The organism is Evansella vedderi (assembly GCF_030813435.1).
GTDB lineage: Bacteria > Bacillota > Bacilli > Bacillales > Salisediminibacteriaceae > Evansella > Evansella vedderi.
Map to the genome: position 1 here is coordinate 41602 of NZ_JAUSUG010000028.1, position 21239 is coordinate 62840.

Annotated in this window: 25 protein-coding genes; 1 reads left to right on the forward strand and 24 read right to left on the reverse strand. The window is 36.6% G+C overall.

The annotated features are described in order from the left end of the window. Positions 1 to 82 precede the first annotated feature (82 nt). The 19 genes from J2S74_RS24070 to J2S74_RS24160 form a co-directional block, all read right to left on the reverse strand. Positions 83 to 859: a CheR family methyltransferase gene (locus tag J2S74_RS24070; protein WP_307331319.1), complete on the reverse strand. Its 777-nt coding sequence runs from the start codon at positions 857 to 859 to the stop codon at positions 83 to 85. 233 nt (positions 860 to 1092) lie between these two features. Continuing rightward, a complete protein-coding gene (gene ndk, locus J2S74_RS24075) occupies positions 1093 to 1536 on the reverse strand; it encodes a nucleoside-diphosphate kinase (RefSeq protein WP_307331322.1) in 444 nt (147 codons plus the stop codon). A gap of 154 nt (positions 1537 to 1690) precedes the next feature. Beyond that, positions 1691 to 2662 (reverse strand): heptaprenyl diphosphate synthase component II, encoded by a 972-nt coding sequence (gene hepT / locus J2S74_RS24080; protein WP_307331248.1) that lies wholly within the window; start codon positions 2660 to 2662, stop codon positions 1691 to 1693. A 14-nt stretch (positions 2663 to 2676) separates the two neighbouring features. Further along, positions 2677 to 3534, reverse strand: a complete 858-nt coding sequence (locus J2S74_RS24085) for a menaquinone biosynthesis protein (RefSeq protein WP_307331250.1) — start codon at positions 3532 to 3534, stop codon at positions 2677 to 2679. After that, positions 3531 to 4133, reverse strand: a complete 603-nt coding sequence (locus J2S74_RS24090; protein WP_307331251.1) for a UbiX family flavin prenyltransferase — start codon at positions 4131 to 4133, stop codon at positions 3531 to 3533. Before J2S74_RS24090 ends, J2S74_RS24085 begins: the two co-directional genes overlap by 4 nt. After that, positions 4130 to 4990, reverse strand: coding sequence for a UbiA-like polyprenyltransferase (locus tag J2S74_RS24095; protein ID WP_307331255.1), 861 nt, complete (start codon positions 4988 to 4990; stop codon positions 4130 to 4132). Before J2S74_RS24095 ends, J2S74_RS24090 begins: the two co-directional genes overlap by 4 nt. A 37-nt stretch (positions 4991 to 5027) precedes the next feature. Further along, positions 5028 to 5732, reverse strand: coding sequence for a demethylmenaquinone methyltransferase (locus J2S74_RS24100; protein WP_307331261.1), 705 nt, complete (start codon positions 5730 to 5732; stop codon positions 5028 to 5030). Positions 5733 to 5735: 3 nt separating this feature from the next. Continuing rightward, positions 5736 to 6551: a heptaprenyl diphosphate synthase component 1 gene (locus J2S74_RS24105; RefSeq protein ID WP_307331263.1), complete on the reverse strand. Its 816-nt coding sequence runs from the start codon at positions 6549 to 6551 to the stop codon at positions 5736 to 5738. A 169-nt stretch (positions 6552 to 6720) separates the two neighbouring features. Next, the gene (gene mtrB / locus J2S74_RS24110) at positions 6721 to 6939 is read right to left on the reverse strand and encodes a trp RNA-binding attenuation protein MtrB (protein WP_307331266.1); all 219 of its coding nucleotides are present in this window, start codon (positions 6937 to 6939) and stop codon (positions 6721 to 6723) included. A 66-nt stretch (positions 6940 to 7005) separates the two neighbouring features. Next, positions 7006 to 7572 (reverse strand): GTP cyclohydrolase I FolE, encoded by a 567-nt coding sequence (gene folE / locus J2S74_RS24115; protein ID WP_307331269.1) that lies wholly within the window; start codon positions 7570 to 7572, stop codon positions 7006 to 7008. 179 nt (positions 7573 to 7751) lie between these two features. Next, a complete protein-coding gene (gene hbs / locus J2S74_RS24120; protein WP_307331272.1) occupies positions 7752 to 8024 on the reverse strand; it encodes a non-specific DNA-binding protein Hbs in 273 nt (90 codons plus the stop codon). 553 nt (positions 8025 to 8577) lie between these two features. Beyond that, positions 8578 to 10056, reverse strand: a complete 1479-nt coding sequence (gene spoIVA / locus J2S74_RS24125) for a stage IV sporulation protein A (protein ID WP_307331274.1) — start codon at positions 10054 to 10056, stop codon at positions 8578 to 8580. Positions 10057 to 10398: 342 nt separating this feature from the next. Next, positions 10399 to 11127 (reverse strand): YphF family lipoprotein, encoded by a 729-nt coding sequence (locus J2S74_RS24130; RefSeq protein WP_307331276.1) that lies wholly within the window; start codon positions 11125 to 11127, stop codon positions 10399 to 10401. Between the two features lie 33 nt (positions 11128 to 11160). Next, complete coding sequence (locus tag J2S74_RS24135; protein WP_307331279.1) at positions 11161 to 11364, reverse strand: DUF2768 domain-containing protein; 204 nt, start codon at positions 11362 to 11364, stop codon at positions 11161 to 11163. A gap of 361 nt (positions 11365 to 11725) precedes the next feature. Further along, positions 11726 to 11992 carry a stage VI sporulation protein F gene (locus tag J2S74_RS24140; protein WP_307331282.1) on the reverse strand — a complete coding sequence of 89 codons (267 nt, stop codon included), beginning with the start codon at positions 11990 to 11992 and terminating at the stop codon, positions 11726 to 11728. Positions 11993 to 12074: 82 nt separating this feature from the next. Further along, positions 12075 to 13106 carry an NAD(P)H-dependent glycerol-3-phosphate dehydrogenase gene (locus tag J2S74_RS24145; RefSeq protein WP_307331285.1) on the reverse strand — a complete coding sequence of 344 codons (1032 nt, stop codon included), beginning with the start codon at positions 13104 to 13106 and terminating at the stop codon, positions 12075 to 12077. A gap of 11 nt (positions 13107 to 13117) precedes the next feature. Further along, complete coding sequence (gene plsY, locus J2S74_RS24150) at positions 13118 to 13729, reverse strand: glycerol-3-phosphate 1-O-acyltransferase PlsY (protein WP_307331288.1); 612 nt, start codon at positions 13727 to 13729, stop codon at positions 13118 to 13120. Positions 13730 to 13743: 14 nt separating this feature from the next. Next, on the reverse strand, positions 13744 to 15060 hold the full coding sequence (gene der / locus J2S74_RS24155; RefSeq protein ID WP_307331324.1) for a ribosome biogenesis GTPase Der: 1317 nt from the start codon (positions 15058 to 15060) through the stop codon (positions 13744 to 13746). Positions 15061 to 15273: 213 nt separating this feature from the next. Further along, positions 15274 to 15900: a YphA family membrane protein gene (locus J2S74_RS24160; protein WP_307331292.1), complete on the reverse strand. Its 627-nt coding sequence runs from the start codon at positions 15898 to 15900 to the stop codon at positions 15274 to 15276. 307 nt (positions 15901 to 16207) lie between these two features. Here J2S74_RS24160 and J2S74_RS24165 point away from each other — a divergent pair, with 307 nt between their 5' ends. Next, entirely contained in the window at positions 16208 to 16339 is a 132-nt protein-coding gene (locus J2S74_RS24165) for a YpzI family protein (RefSeq protein ID WP_307331295.1), read from the forward strand. 279 nt (positions 16340 to 16618) lie between these two features. Here J2S74_RS24165 and fni read toward each other — a convergent pair whose 3' ends face one another. From fni to J2S74_RS24190, 5 genes are all read right to left on the reverse strand, one after another. Further along, the gene (gene fni / locus J2S74_RS24170) at positions 16619 to 17677 is read right to left on the reverse strand and encodes a type 2 isopentenyl-diphosphate Delta-isomerase (RefSeq protein ID WP_307331297.1); all 1059 of its coding nucleotides are present in this window, start codon (positions 17675 to 17677) and stop codon (positions 16619 to 16621) included. A 55-nt stretch (positions 17678 to 17732) separates the two neighbouring features. After that, positions 17733 to 18890, reverse strand: coding sequence for a 30S ribosomal protein S1 (gene rpsA / locus J2S74_RS24175; protein WP_307331300.1), 1158 nt, complete (start codon positions 18888 to 18890; stop codon positions 17733 to 17735). A 114-nt stretch (positions 18891 to 19004) separates the two neighbouring features. Then, positions 19005 to 19586 (reverse strand): lysophospholipid acyltransferase family protein, encoded by a 582-nt coding sequence (locus J2S74_RS24180; protein WP_307331327.1) that lies wholly within the window; start codon positions 19584 to 19586, stop codon positions 19005 to 19007. Between the two features lie 2 nt (positions 19587 to 19588). Further along, positions 19589 to 20272, reverse strand: a complete 684-nt coding sequence (gene cmk, locus J2S74_RS24185) for a (d)CMP kinase (protein WP_307331301.1) — start codon at positions 20270 to 20272, stop codon at positions 19589 to 19591. Positions 20273 to 20374: 102 nt separating this feature from the next. After that, a complete protein-coding gene (locus J2S74_RS24190; protein ID WP_307331305.1) occupies positions 20375 to 21046 on the reverse strand; it encodes a flagellar brake protein in 672 nt (223 codons plus the stop codon). Between the last annotated feature and the right edge of the window lie 193 nt (positions 21047 to 21239).

The window sequence follows — 21239 nt, forward strand, 5'->3', positions numbered from 1 at the left end:
TCCATGAAAAAAAAATAAAAAAATAAAAAAGGTGGATCTTTTTCCTTTAAGATGCCCCTTCCCATCTTTAAAAAAACCTTAATTATGTCCCCATTTTTCGATAAAAAAATGTATCCTCGGTTACTAATTTATATTTTTTTGGATTAAAAATTTGTTCTGTGCTCCCTACAAATAAAATTCCATTAGTTTTTAGTGAGGCACTAAATTTTCTGTAAATTACCTCCTTCGCCTCCTCTGTAAAATAGATCATCACATTTCTACAAACAATTAAGTCAAACCCCTTTTCAAACGACTCAGATAAAAGATTATGTTTTATAAACCTTATGTCTTTTTTCAGCTCAGCTTTGATTTGGAAGCCTAACTCATCCTTAGTGAAATTTACTTGCAATATCTCCTTTGGGACCCCCTTCAATGAACGCTCGCTGTAATAACCATGTTTAGCACGCTTTAAAATCATTTCGTCTAAATCTGTTGCTAAAATATCCGCGGCTTGTTGCTTTTTCTTTAATAGCATAGCCAAAGTATATGGTTCTTCTCCTGTCGAACAAGCAGCACTCCAGATCTTTAACTTTTTATTGTTCTCCATTAGCTTCGGAAGAATCTTTTTGTCTAATACCTCCCACCGCCCTGGGTTACGGAAAAATTCAGAAACGTTTATTGTCATTCTATCTAAAAACTCATCCAGGAGTCGTTTATCCCCCATTAGGGCTTTGAAGTAATGTTCAAAGGAGTGAAACCCCCTTTTATCTCTAAGTGACGTAAGCCTTCTTTTCATCTGTGCTTCTTTATATAACGATAGATCAATTCCTGTTTTCCTTTTAATACTCTCAACAAAACCCCAATAATCTGACATCTCTATTCCCTCTCAAACCAATGTTTTTTAATGACTGTTTTTGCAAATCTTGTTGTTTAAGCATATTTTTTACTTGGATACGCTACAGGCGGACGCTTTCCGCTTCTCCAAGCTTTATAAAAAAAGCAACTTTCTATCCCAAATTCTATGTATTATTATACTAGAAAAAGCTGTCGTATGAGCGACAGCTTTACATTAAGAAATTATGAAATTTGTAATTCAGATGTTTTGGTTTCTTCTTACACCCACGTTGAGATAGTTTTTTCGTAAGAAACTAATTCTGATTCATTAAAAAATAATTCAATTTCACGTTTAGCACTGTCAGGTGAATCAGAACCATGAATTACATTCATGGACATTTGGACACCAAAGTCACCTCTAATTGTTCCAGGGGCCGCTTCTTGGGGGTTCGTTTTACCCATCATCTTTCTAGCTTCTGCAATCACATTTTCCCCTTCCCATACCATTGCGAAAACAGGGCCTGAAGTAATAAAAGAAACCAACTCACCAAAAAATGGTTTTTCTTTATGTTCCCCATAATGAGTTTCAGCTAACCCCTTTGAAACCGCTAACATTTTCGAACCTACTAACGTAAACCCTTTCCTTTCAAAACGAGAAACTACCTCACCAATTAGATTTCGTTGAACTCCATCTGGTTTAACCATTAAAAAAGTACGTTCCATCATAAAAAACCCCCTATGTATTATAAAAACAAAGAAACCTTTTTGATTATATCAAATTATCAGTGTAATCACAATGATAGTGAGGGGAGGATATTAATTGAATAATAGATACTAAAGGGACCCCATTAAATATGCACTGTAGAGTCCCCGTATTTTAAAATTTTCTATCCCCAATATAATCGGCTATTTGTATGAGTGCTTTTTTTGCTTGAATGTTAGGAAGTCCTTCTAACGCTTTCCTGGATTTCTCCAAATAGCGATCAGTAATCCCTTTGGAGTATTCAATAGCTCCTGATTCCTTAATAAGTGAAATAATTTCATCCAATTCTTGTTTATCCATGTTTTTTTGATCTAAATGGCGAGTGATCATTCCCTTAAGTGACGAATTATGATACATAGCATATAGGGTAGGCAATGTAACATTTCCTTGAATAAGATCGCCACCAGCGGGCTTCCCTAACTCTTTTTCCGTCCCAACAAAATCAAGAATATCATCTGTTATTTGAAAAGCCATACCTACGTAATAGCCATATCTTGCTAATGCCCTTTGATATTTTCGCGGTGCATCAGCAGCTAGTGCACCTAACTGACAGCTTACAGCTATTAAAAGGGCCGTTTTCCGTTTTATCCGTCTGAAATACATCCTTAAGTTTTGATTCCAATTGTATTGATCCCTAATTTGCTCCACTTCACCTAGACACATTTCTACCATGGCATCAGCTAAAACACTATTTACCCCTTGGGCCTTGCAATGAGTAGCTATCTCGATAGCTCTTGCAAAAATATAATCCCCTGTGTACATGGCTACTCGATTATCCCATTGAGACTTTATTGTTTTCCTTCCTCTACGAAGATCCGCGTTATCAATTACATCATCATGAACCAGGGAACCCATATGAATCATTTCTAAAGGAACAGCTATTTTTTTGATTTCATTAATATCATAATTGCCGAATTGTGCAGATAATAATACAAAAACAGGTCTAATTCTTTTCCCGCCAGCTCTCAATAAGTGGGTGGAAGCTTCCTGTAAAATCGGATTATTTGTATCAATATTTTTCTCTATATCTTTTTCTATTTTTCCTATATCTGATTTTAAATGCCAGTAAATATCAGTGAGTTTCATGTTTGTCCACCTTGTTATACAGAATGACAATGTTTAGTGGGGTGCCATAGGGAAATCCTTTGAACCTTTTTAGTCAGTAAGTTTAATTCATGTGCAAGGGAAAAATAATGATATAACCCCTCTACATGTCTTTCCGTTAAATCATAGTTAAGTCCACTAAAATATTGTTCCCAAAACGACCTAGAACCTCCAAGCTGAAGCTGAATCGTTCTGATCATTTCATGAAATTGATTATTAATTGATTTTTGTTTACTATAACTAAATTGATTATATAGCTCTTCCAATAAATCAGGGTGCTTAGCACAAGCATCCTTTCTCACAGCAAATACTGCATAGGTCATTGGATATCCAGTAAAGTACTCCCAAAGAGCTCCCAAATCATACTGATGAATCTCATGTTTTTTATTCCACGATGTCATTATTGCATCATCACCAATTAACAAACAGGCATCATGTTTTTGCAACATTGTTTGAAAGTTTGGTTCCATTGTTTCATAATTAACCTCTAACTCATAATACCTTTTTAAGATTATCTTCAACAAATTTACAGATGATGCTGAGCTAGAGGTTAAAGCTATAGACTTCCCATCAAGTTGAGTGATAGGAACTTTAGAAAACAAAAATATGGAGCCTACCTCTTTATAAGCAGAGACGGATAAGTCAGGAAATATAACATACTCGTTTACATGTTCTCCATAAGAAAAGGACGATATCCCACCAACATGTACCGTACCATCTGCCATTCCTTCATTTAATTTAGCAGGAACCCTAGGAACAAATTCACAGCCTTTTGATATCAATTTGTTTCGATTTAGATAATAAAAGACAGGCAGTATATTCGTATAAGAAATTTCCCCAATTACTAAACTCATGATGTCTCCCCCCATCTTGTGAACAGGTCATGGTCAACTCCAACTTGATCTAAAACTTTTCCCACTACAAAATTAATAAGATCATCCATGGAGTTTGGGTCATGATAAAACCCAGGCATAGCAGGAACAATTTGCCCCCCAAGATCACTTAATCGTTTCATGTTTTCTAAATGAATAGAATGTAAAGGAGTCTCTCTCGGAACAATGATCAACCTTCTCCGTTCCTTTAACATAACATCAGCAGTCCGCTCTAATAAATTTCCTGAAATTCCTTGTGATATTTTAGCTAACGTTCCCATAGAACAAGGGATGATAATCATTCCTTCATTTTTAGCAGAGCCACTCGCAATTGGAGCAGAAAAGTCTTGTTGTGTATGATAAAATAAGTTATCCACTTCACCAAATACGTCCACTAAGCATTGATGCCGATCCTCTGTATTCACGTGTAATTCATAATGGAATACTTGCCAAGCAGCCTCTGTCATCAACAAATGTACTTGATGACCCGCTTTTAGTAATGACTGAACAAAACGAACCCCATAAATTGCTCCACTTGCACCTGTAATTCCTACTGCAAAAATTTTTTTACTTGAATTCATAGAAGTAAATCTCCAATCGTAAATACCAACATGACTATACTTATTATTCCATTCATAGTAAAAAAGGCAACATTTACCTTAGAAAGATCATTTGGTGAAACCAAGGAATGTTCATAAACCATTATCGCTCCAGCGATAAATACTCCAATTAGGAAAACCCATCCAAGAGGAGTTATGAAAAATAATGTAATCATAGCTATAAAGCTTACAATATGAAATACCTTTGCAAAAAACAAGGCCTTTGGAATTCCAAAATAGCTCGGAATAGAATAAAGCTTTACATCTCGATCATAATCAGCATCCTGAGTTGCATAAATAACATCAAACCCAGCTGTCCAAAAAGCAACAGCCAAGAAAAGGAAGAAGGCATCCAACGTTAACGTCCCTGTAGCTCCAACCCAACCACCTAAAGGAGCAATTCCAATTGTTATTCCTAAAAACAAATGACAAGCCCAAGTAAACCTCTTTGTATAGGAGTAAAAAACTAAGAAAAACACGGCTATAGGTAATAAATAGACCGCTAACATATTTAACTGAAAAGCAGAAAAGAATAATAATGCAAATGATAGAATGATAAATGCTGTTGTTTCAAATTTAGATAACAATCCTGCTGGGATAGCCCTATTTTCAGTCCTTGGATTCTTTGAGTCTATTTTCGCATCGATAACTCGATTTAGGGTCATGGCTGCGCTTCGGGCACCTACCATAGCAAGGGTAATCCAGACCCAGTCACTTATTGATGGCCAAGTGCCATTAATAAGTATACTTCCTAATACCGCTCCTAAAAAGGCAAAAGGTAATGCAAAGATTGTGTGTTCAAACTTTATCATTTCTAGTATTATTTTTAGTTTTCTCATGATTTTCCCCACTAACGATGATAAATCTTTATTATGATTATTTTTTTCGGGCAAAATGTGCTGCTGCTACCCCGCCAGAATATGATTTATAACTTACAGTATGAAATCCTGCTTCGTGAAACAATTTATTCAATTCCTTTTTATTAGGAAAAGTTTGTGTTGATTCTTGTAACCAAGAATACTCCTCGTAGCTTTTCGCAAACACTTTACCAAATAAAGGCATAATATATTTAAAATAAAGCCAATAAACTTGTTTAAAGCCAAACATGGTTGGTTGAGATGTTTCTAAGCATACAACCAGCCCACCGGGCTTTACCACCCTTCTCATTTCATTTAAAACACCTACGTAATCCGGGACATTCCTCAACCCAAAACCAATAGTCACAAAATCAAAGGAGTTGTCCTTAAATGGAAGCTCCATCGCATTTCCGTGAACTAATTTAATATTGTTTAGTCCTAGCTCCTTTACTTTCTTTTCACCAACGGAGAGCATATTTTTACTGAAATCTAAGCCGTAAACCTCTCCCTTTTCCCCTGTGGCTTTACCTAATGCAATGGTCCAGTCAGCTGTTCCACAGCAAACATCTAACGCTGAAGCGCCTGCTTGAACATCCATTTTTTTCATTGTATCCTTACGCCAAGCTATATGCCTTTGGAAACTGATAATCGAGTTCATTTTATCATAATTACTATAAATTGACTCAAAAACTTGATGTACACGTTCTTCTTTAGATTGAGACATTTTTTAACCTTCCTCCATCACACATTGTTCGTTGTATTGATTCTCCCTTAATAAATCTTCCATTCTTGAATGAAAAAAAGTTTGTATTGATGTCCAATCACGGGAAAAATTTATTAATTTGTCCTTTGACGCCTCAATTTGAAGATCAAAGTCCATAAGCAAATCTGCTTCACTCTGCCCTTGGCCACTATACCCCTTTTCACGTAAAAGCATTTCAGCTACTCTTCCTTTAAACCCTGTTTCCATATACTGCAACCTTTCCCTTAATAGACGCTTAAAAAAGAAAAATTCATCAACCATTTGTCTCCAATTAGGTAAGTGAAGCATCGTTGCAATGTTTTGTAAAAGTGATGAGTCGATGACTTTCAAATCCTGAAAACTGCCATGAAAATGTTTATGGTTATTTTGGTAAACATTCATCTTTGATTCATTAATATCTTTAATGGATTGAGCCAAAACCCTGATTAAAGCTATATCATTTACCTTTGATAAAACATAATAATACAGGCTGCTATAATAATCCCCGGCCAAAACAGTAAGTTGTCTTTTCTTTTTCAATGAATCATTAACTAGATTCTTAATACTTACACTTTCATGTGTATCGAGGGCAGCCTGTACGAGAATAGTTGTGATTATACATTGCCGAATGTAAGTGATGTCTAACTCTTTATCCTTTAACATAAGATAAAGAAAAGTCGCTTGGTCGTGATCAACAGGAGGATCCTCCAAGTACTTTTGCAAATAAGGATGCTTCACATATGTATAAAAACTTTCTATAATTTCTTTTAATTCTTCATTGTGAAAGTAAGAAGATGTCATTCGAAGGTCCCCCAGAGCTGAAATCATAATTTTATGCCACAGTCAGATAAATTATGCACATTTATATTATACCACAATTGCAACATTGGGATAAGTTTCGATTATAGAGCATTCTGTGAATACTTTTTCATTGCTATTTACATAAAGAAAAAGCGGAAAATTCCCGCTTTTATTCGTCGCTATCCATTTCACCATAAGCAGATAAAATTTTAGCCTTGCCCCTTATTTTAATGGCAGAAGTATGCTCTGTAAATTGCGCAATCATAATTTCATTTTTATCTAATTTTTCTGAATGATGAAATCTTGTATCTGAACCTCTAGTTAAACCAATTACATTTACACCATTTTCCTTTGCTTTAATAATAACAAAGTCATTTGTTTGTCCCATGGTTTTCTCCCCTTATTTTGAATTCCCATCGAAAGATTCAAACTAGAAATATTTACTTTTAAAGCGTTAGCCTTTAATTAAAGACAATACTTCGGAACGGGCAGCAGCATTTTTTTCAAAAGCTCCACGAACAGCAGAAGTTACAGTACGAGAACCAGGCTTCTTCACCCCGCGCATTGTCATACACATATGCTCTGCCTCTACGACTACAATAACTCCAAGCGGATCTAATGTTTCTAAGATAGAATCGGCTATTGTGGATGTAATTCTTTCTTGTAATTGGGGTCTACGTGCCACAGCTTCCACTGCCCTTGCAAGTTTACTTAATCCCGTAACTTTTCCACCTCTAGGGATATATCCAACGTGAGCAGAACCGTAGAAAGGAACTAAATGATGTTCACACATAGAGTAAAACGGAATATCCTTAACTAATACCAACTCTTCATGTTCTTCACCAAATATTGTTGCAAAGTGCTCTTTTGGATCTTGATTTAGACCTTGAAAAACTTCTTCATACATTCTGGCAACTCGTTTCGGTGTATCAAGAAGCCCTTCACGGTCAGGGTTCTCACCTATTGCCTCTAATATCATAATTACAGCTTGTTCAATTTTTTTATGATCAAAGTTACTCACACTCATTACCTCCCTCATAGATGCCAACAATTCGTTAAAATTCTAGCATATAGGGGAGTGACAATACAAGTGACGTCGCTTTTCGAGTTAAAAAATATAAGAATGAACTCCCCTAATTGAGAAAAAGAAGAACCACAATTGTGGTTCTTCTTTTTATTTAAAGCTGCCCTATATGTACATTATTTAACAGCATCTTTAAGGGCTTTACCAGGTTTGAAAGCTGGTACATTACTTGCAGGAATTTCGATTTCTTCACCTGTTTGTGGGTTACGACCTTTACGAGCAGCACGCTCACGAACTTCAAAGTTACCGAAACCAATCAATTGTACTTTTTCTCCTTTTTGAAGAGAACCAGTGATGACGTCAAAGACTGCATCAACAGCGCTAGTTGCATCTTTCTTAGAAAGATCTGTTTGCTCAGCAACTGCATTGATAAGTTCTGTCTTATTCATACCATTCACCTCCTCCCATAAAATCAAAATAGTGTTATTCTCTTTCTTGCACAATCATAAGCTTTTTATACTTGTTTTCCCTTATTTCATAGGATAACAAGGCTTATCTTATACGATACTGAAGAATAATTCAACAATTTTTGAGGAATTCCTTGCATTTTTAAGACTTTTTTACCTTTTTTGCCAAGAAATTCGTTTTTGATAACCATATCCCCCTAAAATATGTATACATATTACCAATTGATTTTCAAACAAAATAATAGGAAAACATGTCCATCTTATTATGGAGCGTACCACGATTTCATTTAATTTAAAAGGGGTTTGCTCAAAAAAATAGAAAATTTTGGTTAAATGTTTGAATAATTTAAAAAAACAAATTGAGTAATTGGGGAATTTTAACTGTGGACAACATTGTCGAATTTTACGCTTGTAGCATATCCAAGTAAAAATATATTCTTAAAAATAACATGGCTTTGTGCGACGAGTAATCGCAGGAGTAATTTATACGAAAAGAGCAAATTAAAAAAAACAAAAAACTCCCCGTTAGGAGAGTTTAAAGTATAATAGCAATCAGTCCGCCAGATCCTTCGTTAATAATTCTTTCAAGTGTCTCTTTTAGTTTGTAACGTGCATTTTCTGGCATCAATGAAAGCTTAGCGGAAATTCCTTCTCTTACAATGGAATTAAGGGAACGTCCAAAGATATCTGAATTCCAAATGGATAATGGATTTTCCTCAAAGTCTTGCATTAAATATCGCACTAACTCTTCACTTTGCTTTTCTGTACCAATAATCGGGGCAAATTCAGATTCTACATCAACCTTAATCATATGGATAGATGGTGCAACAGCCTTTAAACGAACTCCAAATCGAGATCCTTGCCGGATAATTTCAGGCTCATCTAAACTCATATCCGTAATAGATGGGGCTGCAATACCGTAACCAGTTTGTTTTACCATTGTTAAAGCTTCTGATACTTGATCATATTCAGCCTTAGCATGGGCAAAATCTTGCATTAACTCTAGCAAATGATCCTTCCCTCTTATTTCAACGCCAACAACTTCCTTAAGGATTTGATCATAAAGATCATCTGGCGCATAGAGGTCGATTTCCGCTACACCTTGACCCATTTCAATGCCTGCGAGTCTTGCTTCAGCAATAAACTCATACTCATAGAAATGACCTACAACCCTGTCAACGTCCCTTAAACGCTTAATATCTTTTACTGTATCTCTTACAGCAAGCTCATAATTATCACGTAACCAGTGGTCTTCCTTAAGGACCATGACCCAGCTTGGCAGGTTAACATTAACCTCGTGTACAGGGAACTCAAATAATACTTCTTTCAGGACAGTATTGATTTCATGCTCGCCCATCCCCTCAATGTTCATAGCCAATACAGGAACGTCATGTCTTTCTTGCAAATCAGCTCGCAGTGCCTCTGTGTCTGGATTTTGAGGATGAACACTATTCACGATCACAATGAATGGTTTTCCAACCTCTTTTAGTTCCTCAATAACACGTTCTTCAGATTCTACGTAGTCATGACGTGGAATTTCACCAATGGACCCATCAGTAGTAATGACAACCCCTAATGTAGAATGCTCTTGAATAACTTTTCTAGTACCAATTTCTGCCGCCTCATGGAACGGGATAGGGTCTTCATACCAAGGAGTGTTAATCATTCTTGGCCCATTTTCATCCTCATATCCTCTGGCACCAGGGACAGCATAGCCAACACTGTCAACTACACGGACATTTACTTCTAAGCCCTCATCTACCTGAATGGAAACCGCTTGGTTTGGTACAAACTTTGGCTCTGTTGTCATTATTTGCTTTCCTGCTGCACTTTGTGGAAGTTCATCCTGTGCTCTAGCTCGATCGGCTTCATTTTCAATATTAGGGATAACAGCCAGCTCCATAAATTTTTTAATAAAAGTTGATTTACCAGTTCTAACTGACCCTACTACTCCTAAATAAATATCACCACCAGTTCGTTCCGCAATATCTTTGAAAATATCAATTTTCTCCACAAAATCCCCTCCCGATCATATTCAAAAATTAAATTCTCCTTTAGCATCCCTTACGATAGAAAGACAGTATATATTTATGATGTTGTCCAACAATTATGACAAGGTATTATTCAATCGATGCTAAATTCATGTAATTTGTCCCATTTCATAACCTAAACTATTCATTTATATACTGGATAAAGTATTAGTATCATTACCACATCCCCTGAGAATTCGCACTGCGAGCCTTGGAGAAAAGGGGGATTTTACTAATGTCAAGAAAAAAGCCTCCCTTTCTCTTGTATGTATATTGAGAAGGGAGGCAGTTTAGAACATAGGAAAATCCTATTTATAAAAAAATATTTAATTGTTTATCTTTAAAAATTCCGCAGTACCGTCTTCATTAATTGTCTGTGGACGAGAGTTAACCGGTATAAAAGGAGAGTGTTCAACCAATAACCAACGGAGATCATCTCCATAGGAATACTCACCTAGACCGTACTCTTCGATGAAATATTTAATATCTAATGTATAATCTACTACAATCTCTCCATTAGTCTGCATGAGAAGTGGTAATCGGTGATTTGGATGGTAAGGACTATCCACCGTTGGTTCCTCATCATAATTTAGTGCTTCAAAATCCAATCTTAATAATTCATCACCGGCAAATTCAGCTACAGGGGCAAAACTATGCTCCCTTCGGTACAATTGAACTCTTCTTGAAAATTCTTGAATTGTTCTACTCATGGTTAAATCTATTACCTTAACCTCTGGTATTTCATCCGGATAAAGTAGAACATATTGAAAAACACCACCACTTTCAAAGGAGTTACCAGGGGGAGATTGTAAGTAATTAGGAATAAGCTGTGAAAAGTTAACTGGATACCTTTGAAATATAGAAGTTTCTTCACCCCTATCACTAACAGGGAGGACACCGTTGCCCTGACGATATTGAATCACTGCTGACTGAACAGATTGAATTTGATCAGGATAAGGAACCCTGTTCTCAACACGACGTTCATCTGGATACATACACCCTGTCAATAAAAGGATAGCTAAGAAAAATAGTAGACTTGTACGAATAAAACTCATAAAAAATATCCCCTTATAAACTGAATTTAAGTATTATTCCGGGGTAGGTCCGGCAAAAACAGTTAAAAATACGATGATACCTGCAACAACTAAACATATAAAACTAATTGTTAATAAAAAGTATCTTAAAAAACCATGTAATTTCTCCTTGGCAAAAATGGTTACCACAACGGAAACGAACATTAACCCCATACCAATAAAAGAAATCCACATGTTTAACATTGGATCATTTGTCACGCTTTCACCCCATTAGTCACCTATATTTCTATAGTAAATTCACCGGATTATTATATCATAAATACAAAAGAGATGCACAGTTTTATAACTAAATACCGTTGAAATAGTGGTAACTTAAGAGGGAGTCTCCTAAGGTTAAAGTCATACCTTAGGAGACTCCCTCTTTGTATAAAGTCTAGCTTTTGTTTATTTTCTTAGACCGTCTTTGAACTCTATAAAAATAATAAAGGTTGAAAAAAGGGGCAAATTTTCTTCAACCTTACAGACTAAATACTAACTCATGGAATATCAGCCCTTTTTATGGTTTTCCGTTTTAGTATATGCTTGAGAAAAGGGGTTCGATGGAACAGATGCCTAAAAATTACTTCTTCTGTTGAAACATTTTTGCCAAGCTAACAAAGTCTGTTGGCACATTTTTAGTGGTAATTGCCTTTACAAGTTCATCTTCCTTCTCCTTAGAAACCGGGACGTTGGCCAGTTGGGCAACCTGGTGAATAAGCTGACGAACATTTTCTTCTTTTTGTAAGTCGGCGTTGCTAACGGAGTTAGCTAAGTTAAATAAGTCTTGTTGCTTCACGTTTGTCTTTTTTTCCAACTGATCAAATAAAGGATTTTTTTTCTCGTCCAAAGTGGAGCCCTCCTCATGCAAGATGTCAAGATATCATATGCACTGGTGAAGAGAGTGTGATTTTATACATAAGTTTAATAAACTATGTGTCCAATTTGTCTATTTTTAAATATTCTACCTCATGTTTCTTTACTCTACCCATTAACTCCGAGACAGCATCTTCTGGTGTCTTATTATGAAATAAAACATCATACAGAACTTTTGTAATGGGCATATCCACTCCCATTTGCTTAGCCAGTTGATAAGCTGCCTTCGTTGTCCTGATTCCTTCTACAACCATTCCCATTTCTTCTAAGACTTCCTCTAGAGCTTTTCCTTTTCCTAACATGTTCCCTGCTCGCCAATTACGACTATGGACGCTTGTACAAGTAACAATTAGATCTCCAAGTCCTGACAGACCCGCAAATGTTAATGGATTCGCCCCTAGCTTTACCCCAAGTCTTGCAATCTCTGCCAGCCCCCTTGTCATAAGGGCAGCCTTCGCATTGTCTCCAAATCCTAAACCATTAGTCATGCCAGCCCCAATAGCGATGATATTCTTTAAGGATCCTCCTATTTCCACTCCAATTAAATCTGGATTTGTGTAAACCCTAAAGTGTTGGTTCATAAATAAGTCTTGCACATATGTAGCAGCTTCTGTATTTAATGAGGAGCTAGTTACAGTGGTAGGCTGTCGCATACTTACCTCTTCTGCATGACTAGGCCCTGATAGGGCTACAACTGCAGCCCTTAGATTATGGGGGACTTCTTCTTCAATAATTTCCGATACCCGATAGTGTGTTTCCGGTTCAATCCCCTTACTTGCATGAATAAAAATGGTTGGACTTGAAATATTTCCTATGATATCTTTCAATACACTACGCATGGCTTTTGTGGGAACGACTAATAATATGGCATCAGCATCTACTAGTGACTCCTTAAGGCTCGTACTTCCAACAATTGATTCTGGTATATTTACGTTAGGCAAATAGCGCTTATTTTCATGATTTTCATTAATATCCTTTATTTGTTCTTCCGAACGCCCCCACAAGTACACCTTATGATCATTGTCCGCCAAAACAATGGATAGTGCTGTTCCCCAGCTGCCTGAACCTAAAACTGCTACCTTAGCCATAAAAACCCTCCTTATTTTGAGGTTGCTTTTTGCCCAATTCTACTTTCTTCCCCTTTAAGTAACCTCTCTATGTTCGTTCGGTGTCTCCAAATCGATAAAAGACTTATCGCTACTAGAAAATATAGATAATAGCTTGGATAAGCCAACTGGGGACTAAATACTACTGATATTATAGAGGTTCCAACAATAAAAATTAAGGAACCTAATGAAACGAATCGAGTTATAACAATTGTAATAATTGCAATAATTCCTGAAATAAGTGCAGCAGTAAAAACAAGTGTAGCTAAAACCCCTACAGTTGTAGCAACACCCTTTCCACCACGAAATCCAAAAAATACTGGCCAATTATGACCTACAATGGAAGCCAATCCGCTTGCTGCTGCTATCAAAGGGTCGCTAGTTAAGACAATCCCTAATAATACTGCAGCAATTCCCTTTGCACAATCTAATAACAGAACAGCTATGGCAGGACCTACCCCTAAAACACGTAAAGTATTGGTAGCCCCTGCATTTCCGCTTCCATGTTGACGTATGTCCACTTTTTTAATCTTCTTAGCTATTAAATAGCTAAAACTAATGGAACCGATTAAATAAGAAATTACAATACATATTAACCCTGCCATGGCTTGCCTCCAGATTATTCATTTTTCTTTCTTGCGAGTATTCTAATTGGTGTACCCTTGAAATTAAATGTTTTTCTAATGTTATTCTCTAAATATCTTCGATACGAGAAATGTAGCAATTCTGGATCGTTAACAAATAACACAAAGGTAGGCGGTGCAACAGAGACTTGTGTTGCGTAGTTAATTCTAAGTCTTTTTCCTCCATGATCCGTTGGTGTCGGTGTCATCGTAACTGCATCCACTATTACATCATTTAATACATGCGTTGGTACACGTAAATTATGATTTTCACTTACCTCTTGTACTAATGGAAGGAGGTGATGTAATCTCCTCTTTGTTTTGGCAGAAAGGAACAGAATAGGTGCATAAGTTAAGTATAACAGTTCTTCCCGGAGCTTTTCCTCATATTTTTGCATAGTTTTATCGTCTTTTTCAACAACATCCCATTTATTAACGACTAAAATAACAGCCCGTCCAGCTTCATGAGCGTAGCCTGCAATTTTTTTGTCTTGCTCAATCAATCCTTCTTCACCGTTAATAACCATTAGTACTACATCAGACCGTTCTATTGCCTTTAACGCTCTTAATACTGAGTATTTTTCTGTAGTTTCATATACTTTTCCTTTTTTCCTCATCCCTGCAGTATCGATAACCACATAGTCCTGTCCATCCCTAGTAAAGGGGGTGTCTATAGCGTCACGTGTAGTACCTGGTATATCACTGACAATTACTCGTTCTTCTCCTAAAATAGCATTAACCAGTGAAGATTTTCCCACATTTGGTCTACCGATTAAGCTTATTCGGATCGTATCATCGTCATACTCCTCCCCTTCATCGACAGGGAAATGTTCCACAACCTTATCTAATAAATCACCTAAACCAATTCCATGAGAACCTGAGATTGGTATGGGATCACCTATTCCTAAGCTATAAAATTCATATAAACGATCATGCAAGGAGGGGTCGTCCATTTTATTCACCCCAAGAACTATTGGTTTTTTAGAACGGAATAAAAGTTGTGCTACTTCCTCATCTGCGCCAGTTACTCCTTCTCTTCCATTAACAACAAAGCAAATAACATCCGCTTCTTCTATTGCAAGTTCTGCTTGGTATCGCATTTGAACCATTAGGGGTTCATCATTAATTTCAATACCACCTGTATCAATCACATGAAACTCTCGATTTAACCATTCAGAAGAGCTATAAATTCTATCTCGAGTTACTCCTGGTTTATCTTCTACAATGGCAATACGTTCACCAACTAAACGATTAAATATTGTTGATTTACCCACATTAGGTCTTCCTACAATTGCTAATACTGGTTTAGGCACTTCCATTCCTCGCTTCCTAAGTTACTTTTGGTATAGATTAGTTTGTGCCAATAAATTTCTGGCAAAACACTTTTATAACATTTTTATGCTGTTTTTATTAAAACTGATTTTTTCCACAAAGAATACCCTTCCTAAATCATTGGTTTAGGAAAGGAAAAACATGGCTACAACATTATATCAAAATGAAATACCGTTCCACAAATTTTTTTTAATCTATGCATTTAGTTTTTTGTGACTCGTTGGAGCTGGTTGATAGGTTATTCTATTGCGGAACAAATTCACTGCCAACTCAAGACCATTCCAGCTGATTATACCCAAAAGAGATATGGAAAAAATATCCATAAAGAGATAATCACCGAGAATAACGGAATAAAAGTATATATGGGAACGTTCCCACAACATTAAAGAGAACAATAATTCTCCTTGAAAAAGTCCTGCAATCATAATTGTAATTCGTTTTATATGGTTTTTAATAAAAATAATGGTTGTGATAAGTGCAATAAAGCACGTCATTGTACGGGGAGAAACATACAACCATACAGGTTCAAAATAGATGAAATATTGTACTAATAAATACATCCCTGATATAAAAGTGAGGACTACATAACAATAAATTTTATCACTCCATTTAAGTTTTCCAATATGATAAAAACACAAACATCCCAAAATAATAAAAGACAATCGCAAAGTAATGTTCCAAACGGGAATAACTATAGTTGAACAAATGATTAGTAATAGACATAGGAATACCCACTTTTCACTTCGTTTCTTATTATTGTCAAAAAAGAAAAAACCAATAATAATAAGCCACATTACCCAAAAGAACCAAAAACCCTCCATTATTAAACCTCCTCTCAAAAAAAAATCTCTTATAACATAATCGTCAAAATAATGGGTAAAATATACTTAATTGTTTGAAAAGGCTGTTTTCACAACAGTTTGTTGCTTTGTTTAAAAAGCTTGGCGTAGCGGAAGGCGCGGTGACTCCAGCGGGAAAAGCAACAAGTCTTTCTTGCGTCGAGTAATCGCAGACGTGGACGTGGGTTGCTTTTAGGCGTAATTGGTCCGCCTGCAGCGTATCCAAGCCAACATATTCTAAAAAAAACAATCTATTAGAAAACAGCCTTTTAAAAAAGGAGGATTTAATGTGGGTAAAGATAGACAAGAAAAGAAGCTCCGTAAGGAAGGAAAAGTGGAAAGTGACCGAGACCAAAGTTTGGAATACGGAGGAAGCACGAAATTAGAAAGTGCCGACCAAGCTAGAAAAAGACAGCGTTAATTTAACTGTTAACGTAAAATTCTAAAAGAGGCTGGGACATAACTAAAGTGTTTAATCCGAAATACGAACAATACACTACCTTAGCGGAGGAAATATACGTAAACTCCTGCGGGGGGGCAGAGGTGAGACCCCACAGTGCGTTAGCACGAGGAGGCTCACCAGCCGACCGCGGAAAGGGAAGTATATTTCCGAAGCGGGTAGATTGCACCTACATCTAGTTTGTTCGGATTTCTTATTAGTAAAAACACTTTTGTCCCAGCCTCTTTTTTGTATAACTTTTTATTCTTTTGTACGATTTGCATAATATTCAGTTGAGATTTGACGTTCTTTAAGCCAATTATTAGTTGTACCTTGAATTAAAACAGGTGTCCTTTGTAAATCATTAATATTGCGTGCTCCAACGGCTGTCATAATTACTCTCAACTCGTTGAATATACCCTGTAAATTCTTTGTTGTGCCATCTGCTCCAATCTCATGGAGCCACTTTAAAATTTTCCCAGCCATACCTACAGCATTTGCCCCTAGGGATATGGCTTTTGCTATATGTAATGCATTTTTTATTCCTCCAGTTGCTATAACCTGGATATCTGGTTCGGTATATTTAGCTTCAATAATGGAAACGGCCGTAGGAATACCCCAATCATTAAAAAATTGATACGTCTCTAGTCGTCGGTTATTCTCTATTTTTGAAAAGTTAGTACCTCCGAACCCACCAATATCCACTATTTTAACTCCTGCTTCATATAGCTTCCTTACTGTTTCTTTACTCATTCCAAAGCCTACTTCTTTAACAATGACCGGAACTGGAACAGCCTCACAGATTTTCTCAATTCTTTGTAGAGCCCCAGTAAAATCACGGTCCCCCTCTGGCATGACTAGCTCCTGTATAACATTCAAATGAATTTGTATGGCGTCTGCTTCAATCATCTCAATGCTAGTTTTGGCTTGTTCTACAGTTGCTTCACTGCCCAGATTAGCAAAGATGACTCCTTTAGGGTGCTTTTCCCGGACAATTTGATAGGATCTTCTTTCATTTGTATCTTTGATAGCTGCCATTTGGGATCCAACAGCCATCGGCATTGAAAGTGTATTTGCAATTTCCGCAAGTTGAGCATTTATATTTTCAGTAGCTTTTCCACCTCCGCCAGTCATGGCATTGATAAAAATTGGCGAACTGAGCTGCAGTTCGCCAATGGATGATGCTATTGAAACATCCTTCAGATTTATATCCGGCAGGCTTTGGTGTATAAAGCGAATATCCTCTAACCCAGAGCTGTCTATTTGCCCTGTTTCCATTGCATGATCAATATGCTCTAGTTTCCTTTTTGATCGACTCACCAACATCACCGCCACACTTAAAAAAATTATATTATAAATTTGCAATCTACTTTACTTAATTTTTATATTTTTTTAGTTGATCTCCGATAACATCACCTAATGAAAACCCTGAACTTTCGTCTTCCTTTTGGTATTCCTTCTTCACTTCATTCTCCAATTTCGCTTGTTTTTCTTCCTCGAGGGCACGAATGCTTAACGAAATTCTCTTATCAGTTAAATTTAAATCTAACACCTTTGCAGTAACTGTTTGACCTTCCTTAAGTACCTCAGCTGGCGTCCCGATATGTTTATTTGCAATTTGGGAAATATGGACAAGACCTTCTACACCTGGGACTATTTCAATGAAAGCTCCAAATGATACTAACCTTTTTACAACACCTTCCACTACATCCCCCTGTTTTACCTTTCCTTCAATCGTCTCCCAAGGGCCAGGTAATGTTTCTTTAATTGAAAGGGAAATACGTTCATTATCAGGATCTACCCCTAGTACTTTTACCTTCACAGTATCTCCTTCGTTAATGACTTCCGATGGGGATTCTACATGGTGATGCGCCATTTGAGAAATGTGAACAAGTCCATCTACACCACCGATATCGACAAAAGCACCAAAGTCAGTTAATCGTTGTACTGTTCCTTCCAGTATTTCTCCAGGGCGAATATTAGCTAATGTTTGACGTTTTCTTGCAGTTGCTTCCTCATCTAATACTGCCCGTTGTGAAAGTATTAATTTATTTTTTTCTTTATCCATTTCCACCACTTTTAATTGTAGAGTTCTCCCTTTATAATCGGAGAAATCCTCCACAAAGTGACGTTCAACAAGGGATGCTGGAATAAACCCTCTTACTCCTACATCAACAACCAGTCCGCCTTTTACTACGTCTGCAACAACCGCTTCGAAAGTTTCTCCTGATGCCAGCTTTCCAACCATGTCTTCCCAAGCACGCTCTGCTGCAACAGCTTTTTTGGACAATACTAATTCTTCATCAGTGGACTTAATTACCTTCAGTTCCACTTCATCCCCTTCTTGGATAACATCGCTTACTTTTTCAACGTGCAAACTGGATAACTCACTAATAGGAATGATGCCATCCAATTTATATCCCACGTTTACAAACGCTTGTTTTTCCTCTACCTTCGTAACAGTACCAGTTACAATTTCACCCACTGAGAATGATTTTACCTCAGCCATCTCACTATTCATTTCTTCTACCATTGACAATACCTCCCTAATTAACCAAACAATAATCGGCAACTATTAATTCATTTATGATAACCCCCATGATTACGCCTGAGGGGAAATAAACATCTTATTTTTAAACGTTATTACTTAATTATATTCGTCAAGGAGAGTTTGAATCCCTTCCATTATCTTTTCTGTAGCTTCCTCTGCCGATGCTTTTTCTTCCCTTAGCTTTTCCATAGAAATAGGAGCACCATATACAATAGTTAACTTTGAAAATAATTTATAATTTCCAATAATAGCACAAGGGACGATTGCTGCATTGGAGCGAAGCGCAAAGAACCCTACGCCAGTCAGTCCTTTTTGTAACTTCCTATTCTTACTTCTCGTTCCTTCTGGAAATACGCCAACCATTTCCCCTTCACTCAATAACTTCAGTCCAGTTCTTAAAGCTTGTCTGTCACTCATCCCACGCTTTATAGGAAAAGCCCCAAGCTTCGGTATCAGCCCTTTTAGAATTGGTGCCTCAAACAATTCTGCCTTTGCCATATAACGAGTCGGTCGTTTAATAAAGGCTCCTACTAAAGGGGGATCTAGAGCATGTATATGGTTACTGCATAGCAGCACACCTATATTATCTGGTATTTTTTCTGTTCCAATTACTTTTACTCTGAAGAATAGTCGAAAAAAAGTACGACATAAAAACTGTCCTATTCTAAATAACCGAATGCTCACTTGACTGTTTCCCTTCTTTCCTCAACTAACGAGAGTATTATTTGAACCACATCTTCAATTGTCATAGAAGTAGAATTAATCTCAATCGCATCTTCGGCTTTTCGAAGTGGTGCAATCTCCCTTTCCGAATCAATTTTATCCCTTCGGCTAATTTCTGTTTTCAGTTTTTCCAAATCTGATGGTTGTCCCTTAGATAAATATTCCTCATGCCTTCTCCGGGCACGCTCATCAACAGAAGCAGTTAAAAAGATTTTCAGTTCTGCATTAGGAAGTACCATCGTACCGATGTCACGCCCATCCATTACTGTTCCACCTTCATCCGCAAGTTGTTGTTGACGTTTAACCATTTCCTTACGAACTTCTAAATGCTTTGCCACATAGGAAACATTATTAGTAACGAGTGTTGAACGAATCTCTTCGCTTACATCCTCACCATTCAGAAGAATGCTTTGACTCCCTTTATTAATAAGTAACTGTATTTTTGTATTATTTAATACACCCATTACTTCCGCTTCATTATTAACATCCATTTTTCTATTTAGTACTTCATATGTAAGTGCTCGGTACATGGCACCAGTATCAATGTATATAAAAGAAAGCTTCTCTGCAACCATTTTGGCTACTGTACTTTTACCAGCTCCGGCTGGTCCATCTATGGCAATGTTCATCTGTTTTCTCATGTTGCGAACTCCTTTAACTTCGTATTCACAATTCCTTAGAATCTTCATTTATCTTAACATATTATTAATAAGATGGTCTATTTATTCAGATAATTAACTATCTCAATTACTTTTAGTAAGCTCTTTTTCACGCTTACGGATTACTAATTGTTTTTCAAAACAATATCGAATAATTTTTTGGCGATCTCCTTCTTTGATTTCAGTAAATTGAAGGGACCCTTTCACTTTATCTTCCTCTTGGATGATACGAACTACCTTTGCTCTTGATGTTATATAAAGAATTTCACCCGATTGAAAATGTAGAGAAAGCCATATATCTACTACACTCTTTTCTTTTAGGGGATGGTTAGTTGATAGGAGAAGAGCCATGCCTCCGCCACTAACATCAAGAGTAATCGTTGTAAACGGTTGAAATTCTCCGTGGATTGAATGGACTGCCACATCTATGGAAGTATCTATTCGTACATATTGTCTTCTTTGTATACGAATAAATTGATCAAATCCTGGGTTTCTTAAAATGAGCGAAGGGAATTTACGGTCTATCTTTCCGAGGACTTCTGTGTCAAATAAATATATTGCTTGGTCTTTACCTAGAAACCAGGCTCGAAACTCCGTCCCTTCCAAAAAATAATGGGGTTTCTTCGATTTTTCATCCACTGGGAAATGAATAAGCAGTTGATTTGCTTCTAAGTCTACAACCTTTGTCCTAAAATGTTTTTTCTCCTCAGCACCATTTTTTAATTCTAAGAATACTGTACTACCTGCCTTTATCAAATTAAATTAACCTTCTTTCTACATATTAATCTTGATATTTTATAATTCGATAATTATCAACAGATTCCTTCTTAATACATTGAAATTGATATGTAAATTCACTAGCATTGCATTAATTAAATCAGATGATTCATAATACTTAAAATCTTCGATTTTTTAATGGTTATACAACAAAAAAATCCTTTACAATGGA

Bases quoted from the DNA above. Each gene is read 5' to 3' on its own strand.
- rpsA (WP_307331300.1), bottom strand. From the start codon at position 18,890: ATGGTAGAAGAAATGAATAGTGAGATGGCTGAGGTAAAATCATTCTCA.
- ndk (WP_307331322.1), bottom strand. From the start codon at position 1,536: ATGGAACGTACTTTTTTAATGGTTAAACCAGATGGAGTTCAACGAAAT.
- cmk (WP_307331301.1), bottom strand. From the start codon at position 20,272: ATGAGAAAACAGATGAACATTGCCATAGATGGACCAGCCGGAGCTGGT.
- J2S74_RS24160 (WP_307331292.1), bottom strand. From the start codon at position 15,900: ATGGAGGGTTTTTGGTTCTTTTGGGTAATGTGGCTTATTATTATTGGT.
- J2S74_RS24085 (WP_307331250.1), bottom strand. From the start codon at position 3,534: ATGAGTTTAGTAATTGGGGAAATTTCTTATACGAATATACTGCCTGTC.
- J2S74_RS24095 (WP_307331255.1), bottom strand. From the start codon at position 4,990: ATGAGAAAACTAAAAATAATACTAGAAATGATAAAGTTTGAACACACA.
- plsY (WP_307331288.1), bottom strand. From the start codon at position 13,729: ATGGCAGGGTTAATATGTATTGTAATTTCTTATTTAATCGGTTCCATT.
- J2S74_RS24145 (WP_307331285.1), bottom strand. From the start codon at position 13,106: ATGGCTAAGGTAGCAGTTTTAGGTTCAGGCAGCTGGGGAACAGCACTA.
- hbs (WP_307331272.1), bottom strand. From the start codon at position 8,024: ATGAATAAGACAGAACTTATCAATGCAGTTGCTGAGCAAACAGATCTT.
- mtrB (WP_307331266.1), bottom strand. From the start codon at position 6,939: ATGGGACAAACAAATGACTTTGTTATTATTAAAGCAAAGGAAAATGGT.
- J2S74_RS24090 (WP_307331251.1), bottom strand. From the start codon at position 4,133: ATGAATTCAAGTAAAAAAATTTTTGCAGTAGGAATTACAGGTGCAAGT.
- J2S74_RS24100 (WP_307331261.1), bottom strand. From the start codon at position 5,732: ATGTCTCAATCTAAAGAAGAACGTGTACATCAAGTTTTTGAGTCAATT.
- J2S74_RS24130 (WP_307331276.1), bottom strand. From the start codon at position 11,127: ATGAGTTTTATTCGTACAAGTCTACTATTTTTCTTAGCTATCCTTTTA.
- hepT (WP_307331248.1), bottom strand. From the start codon at position 2,662: ATGAAACTCACTGATATTTACTGGCATTTAAAATCAGATATAGGAAAA.
- J2S74_RS24105 (WP_307331263.1), bottom strand. From the start codon at position 6,551: ATGACATCTTCTTACTTTCACAATGAAGAATTAAAAGAAATTATAGAA.